The 12,044-nt window shown below is 60.5% G+C and carries 11 protein-coding genes and 1 pseudogene; 9 read left to right on the top strand and 3 right to left on the bottom strand.

Features of this window, described 5'->3' with window-relative positions:
* Positions 1-36: 36 nt before the first annotated feature.
* The 7 genes from J4E42_RS11870 (at position 37) to J4E42_RS11840 (ending at position 7,420) form a co-directional block, all read left to right on the top strand.
* Entirely contained in the window at positions 37-930 is an 894-nt protein-coding gene (locus J4E42_RS11870) for an NAD-dependent epimerase/dehydratase family protein (RefSeq protein WP_207285311.1), read from the top strand.
* Between the two features lie 220 nt (positions 931-1,150).
* Positions 1,151-2,596 carry a SulP family inorganic anion transporter gene (locus J4E42_RS11865; protein ID WP_008040823.1) on the top strand — a complete coding sequence of 482 codons (1,446 nt, stop codon included), beginning with the start codon at positions 1,151-1,153 and terminating at the stop codon, positions 2,594-2,596.
* Between the two features lie 315 nt (positions 2,597-2,911).
* Positions 2,912-4,261: a gluconate:H+ symporter gene (locus J4E42_RS11860; protein WP_192227665.1), complete on the top strand. Its 1,350-nt coding sequence runs from the start codon at positions 2,912-2,914 to the stop codon at positions 4,259-4,261.
* Positions 4,262-4,276: 15 nt separating this feature from the next.
* A complete protein-coding gene (locus J4E42_RS11855) occupies positions 4,277-5,137 on the top strand; it encodes a MurR/RpiR family transcriptional regulator (protein ID WP_008029861.1) in 861 nt (286 codons plus the stop codon).
* A 1-nt stretch (position 5,138) separates the two neighbouring features.
* Positions 5,139-6,614 (top strand): amidohydrolase family protein, encoded by a 1,476-nt coding sequence (locus tag J4E42_RS11850; RefSeq protein WP_207285310.1) that lies wholly within the window; start codon positions 5,139-5,141, stop codon positions 6,612-6,614.
* A 156-nt stretch (positions 6,615-6,770) separates the two neighbouring features.
* Positions 6,771-7,139, top strand: a complete 369-nt coding sequence (locus J4E42_RS11845) for a glyoxalase superfamily protein (protein ID WP_008036566.1) — start codon at positions 6,771-6,773, stop codon at positions 7,137-7,139.
* A gap of 68 nt (positions 7,140-7,207) precedes the next feature.
* Positions 7,208-7,420 (top strand): FitA-like ribbon-helix-helix domain-containing protein, encoded by a 213-nt coding sequence (locus tag J4E42_RS11840; protein WP_207285309.1) that lies wholly within the window; start codon positions 7,208-7,210, stop codon positions 7,418-7,420.
* A 178-nt stretch (positions 7,421-7,598) separates the two neighbouring features.
* Here the strand turns inward: J4E42_RS11840 and J4E42_RS29710 are convergent, their stop codons facing one another.
* Complete coding sequence (locus J4E42_RS29710; protein WP_404943245.1) at positions 7,599-8,303, bottom strand: methyl-accepting chemotaxis protein; 705 nt, start codon at positions 8,301-8,303, stop codon at positions 7,599-7,601.
* Between the two features lie 201 nt (positions 8,304-8,504).
* Positions 8,505-9,383, bottom strand: a pseudogene (locus J4E42_RS29705) (methyl-accepting chemotaxis protein); the annotation flags it as partial.
* A gap of 393 nt (positions 9,384-9,776) precedes the next feature.
* Here J4E42_RS29705 and J4E42_RS11830 point away from each other — a divergent pair.
* Both J4E42_RS11830 and J4E42_RS11825 read left to right on the top strand, forming a co-directional pair.
* Positions 9,777-10,448 carry a histidine phosphatase family protein gene (locus tag J4E42_RS11830; protein ID WP_207285308.1) on the top strand — a complete coding sequence of 224 codons (672 nt, stop codon included), beginning with the start codon at positions 9,777-9,779 and terminating at the stop codon, positions 10,446-10,448.
* Positions 10,449-10,456: 8 nt separating this feature from the next.
* Positions 10,457-11,320: a phosphatase PAP2 family protein gene (locus J4E42_RS11825; protein WP_207285307.1), complete on the top strand. Its 864-nt coding sequence runs from the start codon at positions 10,457-10,459 to the stop codon at positions 11,318-11,320.
* 20 nt (positions 11,321-11,340) lie between these two features.
* Here the strand turns inward: J4E42_RS11825 and J4E42_RS11820 are convergent, their stop codons facing one another.
* A complete protein-coding gene (locus J4E42_RS11820; protein WP_192227671.1) occupies positions 11,341-11,601 on the bottom strand; it encodes a DUF6124 family protein in 261 nt (86 codons plus the stop codon).
* Positions 11,602-12,044: the final 443 nt, after the last annotated feature.

Below are 12,044 nucleotides of genomic sequence, written 5' to 3'. Positions count from 1 at the left end.
CTCGTTGCATCACTTATTCACGCAGGGAGTTTCTCCATGAACGTATTCGTTACCGGCGCTGCAGGTTTCATCGGCGGCTCCATCGCTACGGGCCTGGTTCGCGCTGGCCACAAGGTCACCGGCCTGGTGCGCAGCAGCGAACAAGCCAATGAGCTGAGCGCGTTGGGCATCACGGCGGTCATCGGCACTCTTGACGACAGCGCACTATTGGCCGAACAGGCCCGCGCTGCCGACGCGGTGATCAATGCCGCCAGCAGCGACCATCGCGGCGCGGTGGAAGCCTTGGTCAATGCCTTGCGCGGTTCCAACAAGGTGTTCCTGCACACCAGCGGTTCGAGCATCGTCGGCGATGCGTCGGGCGGCCAGTTCGGCGACGCCATTTATTACGAAGACACGCTGCCGGAGCCTACTGTCGACAAGGCGGCCCGCGTGGCCATCGACAACCTGATCCTCGATGCGGCGAACGACGAGGTGAACTCGGCGGTCATCTGTAACACGCTGATCTACGGCCGCAGCCTGGGCGTCAATCGCGACAGCGTGCAGTTGCCGCGCCTGCTGAAACAGGCACGCAAAAGTGGCGTGGTTCGGCATGTCGGCACCGGCCGGAACATCTGGTCCAACGTGCACATCGAAGACGTGGTGTCCCTGTACCTGCTGGCGCTGACCAAAAACATACCGGGCACGTTCTATTTCGTTGAGAGCGGTGAAGCGTCGTTCGTCGACATGACCACGGCGATTGCCCAGGCGTTGAATCTCGCTGAGCCGCAAGACTGGCCGCTGAAAGAGGCCGAAGCCGAGTGGGGTTATGAAATGGCCAACTACGGTTTGGGTTCCAACAGCCGGGTGCGCGGCAAGCATGCGCGGGAGTTGCTGGGTTGGGTGCCGAAGCGGACTTCGGTGGTTGAGTGGATTCTTAACGAGATGGTGTGAGTTCGCTTTAGACCGCGTCATCGGTCTTCGCGGGCAAGTCGGATCGCCGCACCGCTCGCTCCTACAGGGGTTGTGTCGCTCACAAAATGGGTGAACGACACAACCCCTGTAGGAGCGAGGCTTGCCCGCGAAGGCGTCTTCAGCAGCACCGCAACTGGCCGGGCCGCCCTCAATTCCGTACCATCCGCCCCCTCTTCCCCAGTTGTGTCCAGTCCTCCCCATGAAAGCAAACCGTCTGCGCGCCGATGTCCTGGCCGGGCTCACCACCTCTTTCGCCTTGTTGCCAGAATGCATCGCCTTCGCGCTGGTGGCTCACCTCAACCCGCTGATGGGCCTGTACGGCGCGTTCATCATTTGCACCCTGACCGCGCTGTTCGGTGGTCGGCCGGGCATGGTGTCGGGTGCGGCCGGTTCGATGGCCGTGGTGATCGTCGCGCTGGTGGTGCAGCACGGTGTGCAGTACTTGCTCGCGACGGTGTTGCTGGGCGGGTTGATCATGCTGGCGTTCGGGTTGCTGAAGCTCGGCAAACTGGTGCGGATGGTGCCGCATCCGGTGATGCTCGGCTTCGTCAACGGCCTGGCGATCATCATCGCGCTGGCGCAACTGGAACACTTCAAGAGTGGTGACAACTGGCTCAGCGGCTCACCGCTTTATGTGATGAGCGGATTGGTGGCGCTGACGATGGCGATCGTCTATCTGCTGCCGCGACTGACCCGTGCCGTGCCGCCAGCGCTGGTGGCGATTCTGGGCGTCGGGCTGGCGGTGTACCTGCTCGGCTTGCCGACCCGCACACTGGGTGACATGGCGCACATCGCCGGTGGCTTGCCGACGCTGGCCTTGCCAGACATTCCGTGGACGCTGGACACCCTGCGCATCATCGCCCCTTACGCAATATTGATGGCGCTGGTCGGCCTGCTGGAAACCCTGTTGACCCTGAACCTGACCGACGAAATCACCGAGAGCCGTGGCTTCCCGGATCGTGAGTGTGTGGCGCTGGGCGCGGCCAACATGGTCTCCGGTGTGTTTGGCGGCATGGGCGGCTGCGCGATGATCGGCCAGACCGTGATCAACCTCAGCTCCGGTGGCCGAGGTCGGCTTTCCGGCGTGGTGGCCGGCGTGCTGATTCTGCTGTTCATTTTGTTTTTGTCGCCGCTGATCGAGCGCATTCCGCTGGCCGCACTGGTCGGGGTGATGTTCGTGGTGTCACAGCAAACCTTCGCCTGGGCTTCGCTGCGGGTGGTCAACAAGGTTCCGCTGAACGACGTGCTGGTGATCGTCGCCGTGACGGTCATCACGGTGTTCACCGACCTGGCCACCGCCGTGCTTTGCGGGATCATCATTGCAGCGCTCAACTTTGCCTGGCAGCAGGCCCGCGAGCTGTATGCCGACAGTCACCTCGAAACCGACGGCAGCAAGCTTTACCTGCTGCATGGCACGCTGTTTTTTGCCTCGACTACACCGTTTCTCAACCAGTTCGATCCTGCCAATGACCCGTCCGTGGTGACGATTGATTGTCGTCACCTGAGCTTCGTCGACTACTCGGCCATCGCGGCGCTGAAGACCCTGCGCGAACGTTACGCCAAGGCGGGCAAGCATCTGCGGGTGTTGCACCTGTCCGAACGCTGCAAGAAGTTGCTCAAGCGTGCCCGGGTCAGTCACGACTGATCTATCAATCCTCTGGGCTGCGGCCATTCCCTGTAGGAGCGAGCCTGCTCGCGAAAAACGTTCAGACAACGCGTTGATTCAGGAAGTGCGCGTTATCGTTGACGCCCATCGCCGGCAAGCCGGTCTCGCTCCCACAGGGGGGGGGGCGGATGTAAATCCGTCTGCCCGATTTTCATATTCACCGACCTCGCATATCTCTGCGCGACAACCCTTACCCCTCTACGAAAATTACTTTCACCTCGTTTGAGTTTAACGCTTCGAAATGTTTTAAGAGTTTCACAAAACTTTCGACGTGACCCTTTCGAGGAGTACCGCATGACCCTGTCCTTCGGCTATTGGCTGCTGGTGTATGCCGCCATCGCCATCATCGCGCTGATCGTTCTGATCGCCCGTTACCGGCTTAATCCCTTCATCGTCATCACCCTGGTGTCCATCGGCCTGGCATTGCTCGCCGGCATGCCGCCGTCCGGGGTGGTCGGCGCCTACGAGGCCGGTGTCGGCAAGACCCTGGGGCACATTGCGCTGGTGGTGGCGCTGGGCACGATGCTCGGCAAGATGATGGCCGAGTCCGGCGGCGCCGAGCAGGTGGCGCGCACTTTGATCGACCGTTTCGGCGAGAAGAACGCGCATTGGGCGATGGTGTGCATCGCGTTCCTGGTCGGGCTGCCGTTGTTCTTCGAAGTCGGTTTTGTGTTGCTGGTGCCGATCGCGTTTACCGTGGCGCGCCGCGTCGGTGTGTCGATTTTGATGGTCGGTTTGCCGATGGTCGCCGGGCTGTCGGTGGTGCATGCGCTGGTGCCGCCGCACCCGGCGGCGATGCTGGCGGTGCAGGTGTATCAGGCGTCGGTCGGGCAGACGTTGATGTATGCGATTTTGATCGGCATTCCGACGGCGATTATTGCCGGCCCGCTGTACGCCAAATTCATCGTGCCGCGCATTCAACTGCCGGCGGAAAACCCGCTGGAACGGCAGTTCCTTGAGCGCGAACCGCGCGACAGCCTGCCGGGTTTCGGCATCACCATGGCGACCATTCTGTTGCCGGTGCTGTTGATGCTGATCGGCGGCTGGGCCAACCTGATCTCCACGCCGGGCAGCGGCTTCAACCAGTTTTTGCTGTTCATCGGCAACTCGGTGATCGCGCTGTTGCTGGCGACCCTGCTGAGCTTCTGGACCCTCGGCCTCGCCCAGGGCTTCAACCGTGAATCGATCCTCAAGTTCACCAACGAATGCCTGGCACCGACCGCCAGCATCACCTTGCTGGTCGGCGCCGGTGGCGGCTTGAACCGGATCCTGGTGGACGCCGGGGTCACCGACCAGATCGTCAGCCTGGCTCATGAGTTTCACCTGTCGCCGCTGCTGATGGGCTGGCTGTTCGCCGCGCTGATGCGCATCGCCACCGGTTCCGCCACCGTGGCCATGACCACCGCCTCCGGCATTGTCGCGCCGGTGGCCATCGGTCTGGGTTATCCGCATCCGGAGTTGCTGGTGCTGGCGACCGGCGCCGGGTCGGTAATCTTTTCCCACGTCAACGACGGCGGCTTCTGGTTGATCAAGGAATACTTCAACATGAGCGTCACCCAGACGTTCAAGACCTGGACCGTGCTGGAGACCATTATTTCGCTGGTCGCCTTTGCGTTGACCGTGGGTCTTTCTTACCTGATTTAACCGGAGCCGCTTGCCATGGACATCCTCTACCAGATCCGCGCCCGTCAGGATTCCTTCAGCGCCGGCGAAGGACGCATCGCGCGACTGATGCTCGACGACGTAGGATTTGCCTCTGCCGCCAGCCTCGACGAGCTGGCGCTGAGAGCGGAAGTCAGCACCGCCACGCTGTCGCGTTTCGCCCGCACGGTGGGTTGCCGCGACTTGCGCGACCTGCGCCTGCAACTGGCGCAGGCCAGCGGCGTCGGCAGCCGTTTTCTCGACCCGGCGGGCACGCCCGATCAGTCGGCGTTCTATGGGCAGATTGTGGGCGACATCGAGTCGACGTTGCGTCAGCACCTGTCGGCGTTCGACGAGTCGCGCTTCGCCGACGCGGTGAAACTGTTGGGCAAGGCGCGGATGATTCATGCCTTCGGCATGGGCGGTTGCTCGACCTTGTGCAGCGATGAACTGCAAGTGCGGCTGGTGCGCTTCGGCTACCCGATTTCGGTGTGCCACGACCCGGTGATGATGCGGGTCACCGCAGCCAGCCTCAGTGCCGAGCACGTGGTCATCGTCTGTTCGCTGACCGGCATCACCCCCGAGTTGCTCGAAACGGTGGAACTGGCCCGCAACTACGGCGCAAGAATTTTGGCCATCACACGCAGCGACTCGCCGTTGGCGCAACTGGCCGACATCGTGCTGCCACTGCAAAGTGCGGAAACCTCGTTCATCTACAAACCCACGGCGGCGCGCTACGGCATGCTGCTGGCCATCGACGTGCTCGCAACCGAGCTGGCGCTGGCCAATCCTGAAGACAATCAAGAACGTCTGCGGCGGATCAAACTCGCCCTCGACGATTACCGCGGCGGCGACGATCACTTGCCGCTGGGAGACTGACATGATGTACGACACGCTGATTCGCAACGCCCTGATCATCGACGGCAGCAACGCCCCCGGTTACCCCGCCGACGTGGCGATTCTGCATGGCCGCATCGAGCGCATCGGCGACCTGCACGACGCCACCGCCACCGAAGAAATCGACGCCGCTGGCCGAGTGCTGGCGCCAGGTTTCATCGACGTGCACACCCACGACGACACGGTGGTGATCCGCCAGCCGCAAATGCTGCCCAAGCTCAGCCAGGGCGTGACCACGGTGATCGTCGGCAACTGCGGGATCAGCGCTTCTCCGGTGAGCTTGAAGGGCGATCCGCCAGACCCGATGAACCTGCTCGGCACCTCGGCGGCCTTTGTTTACCCAACATTCCGCGACTACCGCGCGGCGGTCGAAGCGGCAAACACCACGTTGAACGTCGCCGCTCTGGTCGGCCACACCGCGTTGCGCAGTAATCACCTCGACGACCTGTTTCGTACGGCCACGCCGGATGAAATCAGCGCGATGCGTGAGCAACTGCGCGAAAGCCTTGAAGCCGGCGCGTTGGGTCTGTCCACTGGTCTGGCGTACGCCAGCGCGTTCTCGGCGTCCACCGATGAAGTGATGCAACTGACCGAAGAACTGACCGCGTTCGGCGCGGTGTACACCACGCATTTGCGCAGCGAATTCGAGCCCGTGCTGGAGGCCATGGACGAGGCGTTCCAGATCGGCCGTCATGCGCAATCACCGGTGATCATTTCCCACCTCAAATGTGCCGGCGCCGGTAACTGGGGGCGCAGTCCGCAACTGTTGGCCTCACTTGAAGAGGCCGCGAAAACCCACCCGGTGGGCTGCGATTGCTATCCCTACGCGGCAAGTTCTTCGACCCTGGACCTCAAGCAAGTGACCGATGCGCACCGCATCACCATCACCTGGTCCACGCCGCACCCGGAACTCGGTGGCCGCGACCTGATGGATATCGCCGCCGAGTGGAACGTTCCGCTGCTGGAAGCCGCTCGCCGGCTGCAACCGGCTGGCGCGGTGTACTACGGAATGGACGAGGCAGACGTACGAAGCATCCTCGCGCATCCGCTGTCGATGGTCGGCTCCGACGGCTTGCCGGAAGACCCGTTCCCGCATCCACGTTTGTGGGGCGCTTTCCCACGCGTCCTCGGACATTTCAGTCGCGATGTCGGGCTGTTTCCGCTGCACACCGCGGTACACAAAATGACCGGGTTGTCCGCGGCGCGATTCGGCTTGAAGGAGCGGGGTGAAATCCGTGAAGGGCATTGGGCGGACCTGGTGTTGTTCGATCCTGCAACGATTCGTGATGTCGCGGATTTCAACGATCCGCAACGGGCGGCAGAAGGCATCGACGGGGTGTGGGTCAACGGTGTGTTGAGTTACAGCGAAGGGCAGGCGAACGGCAAAAGGGAAGGGCGGTTCCTGGCGCGGGAAGGCGATTTGCGTGACGGTTTTCAGAGCCTCCACAAACCCCTGTAGGAGCCAGGCTTGCCGGCGAAAGCGATCAGCCAGTCGACAAATCTTTTGAACTGCTTCACGTGGTGGCACATTGCAATTAAAGAAAGCCATCGCCAAGCCGAAGCGCTGACACTAGCCCGGCTACACTCTGGGCCTTACCAGTCTGGGAGCAACTTGATGAGCTTCGGCAAAACCACCCCGATCCTGCGGATTTTCGACGAAAACAAGGCCGTGGAGTTCTACGTCGACTTCCTCGGTTTCAAGATCGACTGGCAGCACCGTTTCGAGCCGAATTTCCCGCTGTACCTGCAAGTCTCCCGCGGCGAATGCGTGTTGCACCTGTCGGAACATCACGGCGACAGCACACCGGGCTCGGCGCTGCGCATCGAGACCGATGAGCTGGAGGCATTTCAGCAGCAATTGCTGGCCAAGGACTACACGTTTTCGCACCCACAGATTCAGGCCATGCCGTGGGGCAGCCAGGACATGACCATCGCTGATCCGTTCGGGAATCGGTTGGTGTTTACCAATGCGATTAGTGTGTAACGCGGCAGGAAAAATCACGCCTCGTGATAGTGTCGTCCATTCGATTTTGACGAGCACAGGCGGCGCTTATGACCAGCATTACCATTGGCGATCTTGATCCGCAGTTCTACGAGCAATTGCGAATCGCGGCAGAGAGTAATTGCCGTTCAGTTGAAGAAGAGGCTCTCTTCATCTTGAGGAAAGCGCTAGACCCGAATGGTCGTACCTGCGGTTTGGGGAGTCGAATCAATAATCGATTCAGAGAGAGTGGTGGTATCGAGTTAGATCTGCCTCTGCGTTAAGGCGGTGAAAGCGAGGCTAAGGGCTGATCCCAGGTATCCGTTGTCTGTTCGATTGCATTCGCGGGCAAGCCACGCTCCTACAGGTCTTATGTCGTTCGCACATACATTGAACGACGCGAAACCTGTGGGAGCGTGGCTTGCCCGCGAATGCGGTCTTCCATTCACCGCAAAGTGAACGTCAAACCCTGAAGTGACTCACCATCATCTGCAACTGATTACCCAACCGCGCCAGTTCAACACTGGATTTAGCGGTTTCGTCGCTGGCAGCGGCGGTCTGTTCGGACACGTCGCGTACGTTGATGATGCTGCGGCTGATCTCTTCGGCCACGGCGCTTTGCTGTTCGGCGGCGGCAGCGATCTGCTGGTTCATCGACTGGATGTTGGACACCGTGCGGGTGATATTTTCCAGTGACACGCCGGCCTTGCGGGTCAGGGCGACGCTGCTGTCGGTGAGGGCGCGGCTGTTGTTCATCACGGCGGACACTTGTTGCGTGCCGTTCTGCAAACCGGCCACCAGGCCTTCGATTTCCTCGGTGGATTTCTGCGTGCGCTGGGCCAGGCCACGCACTTCATCGGCCACCACGGCAAAACCACGACCGGCTTCACCGGCGCGCGCCGCTTCAATGGCAGCGTTGAGCGCCAGCAGGTTGGTCTGTTCGGCCACGGCCTTGATCACGTCCATGACGCTGCCGATCTTGTCGCTTTCGTGTTGCAGCACACTCATGGCTTCGGTGGAACGCACCACTTCGCTGGCCAGGCGCTCGATCTGAGCGATGGCTTCGTTGACCACTTTGTCGCCTTCGCGGGCTTCGCCGTCGGCGGCGGCCGCTGCTTGTGACGCTTCTTCGGCATTGCGCGCGACTTCCTGCACGGTGGCGGTCATCTCGTGCATGGCGGTGGCCACCTGATCGGTCTCGATCTTCTGGCTGTTAACGCCGGCGCTGGTCTGCCCGGTCACGGCGGACAGTTCTTCGGCGGCGCTGGCGATCTGGGTGACGCCGTCGCGGATACCGCTGATCAGGTCACGCAGGGTCACGCCCATGCGCGCGATGCCTTGTTGCAGCACGCCGAGTTCATCGCGGCGCGTCACTTTGACGTCCTGGGACAGGTCGCCGCCGGCGATGCGCTCGACCACTGCCAGCGTGTCGCGCAGCGGGCGGGTGATCTGACGGGTGATGATGACGGCGGCAATGATCCCGACCAGCAACGCCAGCAAGGTGCTGATCAGTTGCAGGGTGCGGGCTTGTGCGCTTTCGGCGTCACGACGGTCGAGCTGGATCTGATACAGCTGCTCACTCAGGGTCACGATGGCGGCGCCCTGATCGGTCATTTCCTTGCGCGCCTGCACAGCATCGTTGCTCGCGGCTTTATAAGCCTGCAAAGCGCTGCGGTAATTGCTCAATGCCGTTTCCAGTTGGCGCAACTCGTCCAGCATAGTGTCGGCGAATTGCACATTGAGCTGTTTCAGGCTGGCGATGGCCGCGTCCAGTTGGCCGACGGCTTTCTGCTCGGTCTCGGCGTTGGTGGTCGCGGTATAACCGCGCACTTCGTAGCGGGCCAGCATGAACGCTTCCTTGGCGGCGGTGATGGCCTGGAATTGTTCGAAGCGCTGATCGCTCAACGGCATTTGTTGTACGCGGGTACTGATGGCGTTGATCAGCGAATTCGCGTTTTCCGCGTTGGCGCCCATGGCGTCGCGCGCGCTGTTGCCGGCGCGGTAGGCGCTGCGCATTTTGTTCAGGGACGTTTTGTACGCGTCAATTTGCGTACCTTGCTCTTTGAGCAGCTTGAGGTTTTCCGGGCTCTTGAACTTCACCAGCAGCGCTTGTTGCTGAGCGGCAAACGCATCCAGGGTGGTCTGGACGTTCTGCGCAGTGGTTTCATCGCCGTTGGTCAGCATGTATTGCAAGCGAACCACACGCAGTTTGGTCAGGCCGGCATTGAGCTGGGTGATGTCGCTCATCCAGTTGCTGCGGTCAATCAGGCTGCCCAGGCTCGTCCAGCCGGTCAGGGCGAGGACGCAGGTCAGTGCCAGGACCAGGCCAAACCCCAGGCCCAGTTTCATGTTCACGCTGATGTTGCCGAACCAGCTATTCATCAAATTCCTCCAGGAACGTTGCGCTTTTGGTCGTCGGTTGGCTGGAAGATTGTTGTTTTTGGTAGCCAAGGGTGTGTAGCAGGTCTGTATCGGCAGCAATCGCGAGAGCTGAAAGGATTTTGTCAGACGGTTCTGTAACAAAAGTTTTTGCAGGGGGCTTAAGCTTTTTTTCACATGGGTTTCACCGGCTGCCGACGCGAGCCTCTCTACCCTCGCGGCATCGAATGTAAGTGATGCATGCCGGTGAGGCGGCCTGATGTGGAATTGAGACTGAGTCTGTTCGGGGTCAAACGCTCGATTGATCTGAGCCGTTTTACCCGCTATCGAAACACCGCAGTGGTACTCGCCTCGGCGCTGTTGGTGATCCCGTTGACCGTCTGGCTGTTGCGGCCTGCCGCCGTTCCGGACCTGGCCCATGGCAATGTCTCGGGCGCCCGGGCGTTGTTATCCGGTTGGGCCAAGGGCGACATGATTGTGCTGGTGCGCCATGTCGAGCGCTGCGATCACTCGACGGCCGCGTGTCTGACGGGCAATGACGGCATCACGGATCGTTCGCGCAGCGTCGCCGTGAGTGTCGGCGCGCAATTCGAAAGGCTCGGCCTGAGCGAGGCTGACATTTACAACAGCCCGATGATGCGGACCGCGCAGACGGCCTCCTACATGTTCAACAAGGTGAGTACCCATGAGGAGTGGTTGATCAATTGCAAGGGCACTATGTTGCGTGACGCGCTGGCGCACAAAGTGCCAGGGCGTAATCTGATTCTGGTGACCCACAGTGAATGCATGGCGCAGATCGAGAAAGGCCTCAAGTTGCCGACGGCCACTCTTGGCTATGGCGCCTCTTTGTTTATCTCCGCCGAATCGCTACAGGCGCCGCGAATGCTTGGTTATATCGAAGCTTCCGACTGGCGCTCGGTGACCAGCCAATGAGTAATCCCATGCGTTTTTACTATTTCAACTTCGGTATTCCATTGGCCTGCGCAGCCGTCGTTTTTCTGATGTTCGACATGACCAAAATCGACATCGCGTTCAGTAATCTTTTTTTTGATCCGCTGACCCAGACCTTCCCGCTCGACCAGATTCACTTCTTTGAAAAACTCACCCATAAATGGGCGCGCATCATTCCGAACTGGACGGCTGAAATTGCCTTGATCGGCGCGATGCTGTCGTTTGTCTGGCCGCTGATCAACCCGCAAAAGCGACCGCGTCTTGGCCGATTTCTGGAGCGGAGTAAAGCCGCTCCGGTCCTGAAGTTTGCCTATGACCATCGTCGGGATTTTCTGTTTGTAGTGTTCGCGTTTGCCATTTGCACCGGGGTGATCCATTTCCTCAAGGCGCACACCAGCGTGTATTGCCCGATTGAAACGACCCTGTATGGCGGGAAAATTGCCCACATGGAGTGGTACGAAAACTTCCAACTGTTCAGGGAAGCCGGTGAGGGGCGCTGCTGGCCGGGCGGGCATGCTTCGGGCGGGTTCACCATGCTGGCGTTGTACTTCGTGGCGCGCCGCTATCGCTGGCGCTATTCGAAAGCGCTGATGTACGGCTCGCTGCTGCTCGGTTTTGTCTACGGCACGACGCGGGTCCTGCAAGGCTGGCACTACATGTCCCACACGTTCTGGGCCGGGATCTTCGTGTGGCTGGCGTGTTTGCTGACGGCGTTGGCGTTTTATGGGCGAGCGCGGCTGGATGTGCCGGTGGATCAGATGACATCACTGTCGGCTGGCCGTCCGTCATCGCGAGCAGGCTCGCTCCCGCAAGGGAACGCGGTCCAGTGTGGGAGCGAGCCTGCTCGCGATTAACGATGACGCGGTATGCCTGCCTACTCCTGCGGATCAACGTTATCCAGTGCCTGGTTCACTGCCAGCTCCGCCAGCATGATGATCTGCGCAATGGCCAGCGCGGTGTTGCGCTGTGAACCGTCGAGGTAGGTGGCTAAATCGCTGGTCATGACGCTGGCGGATGCCAATGACTCGCAGGCATGGGCGAGGAGGTTTTCAGTGCCGATGTCGGGGAGAATCGTGAAAAAGGGGCTGGGGCGATAGGGTTTGTTGGTGGGGGGATCGGGGATTAATTTATCCACTAGAAGGTTCCTTTCGTAGTCGGAGCCATCAACTCCCGATCTCACTCGGCGAAGAGGTGGCAGCTATGTGCGGAGTGAGATCACCGGCAAAAGGAACCCGGCCAGACCAAAGTCTGCCCGCACACAGCCGCCATAAAGTATTGCGGACAGCGAATAGCTGGCGGCAATTATGGGGGGACTGGCGCTCGTTTCCAATTGCTGAGCCGGGGATCTCACACCCGATCACTGAGTTTTCAGTGACAAGCAAAGACTAAAGAGCCCGCTTCCGAGCAACAACCTTAAAAATCTGTGGGCGTTTTCTTCGTTTTTGGTAGGAGATGTCCTGCAATGACGACGACATTTTTATCGACAGTGAAGCCGCCATCGCGAGCAGGCTCGCTCCTACAGGCGACTGCGGTCGTACGCGTAATCCGTGAGCAAAGTCATCAAGCGGATGGCGTACG

Origin of the sequence: Pseudomonas sp. FW300-N2A2 (assembly GCF_017351735.1) — a bacterium.
Taxonomy (GTDB): Bacteria; Pseudomonadota; Gammaproteobacteria; order Pseudomonadales; family Pseudomonadaceae; genus Aquipseudomonas; species Aquipseudomonas migulae.
This window is presented reverse-complemented; position numbering and strand designations above follow the sequence as displayed.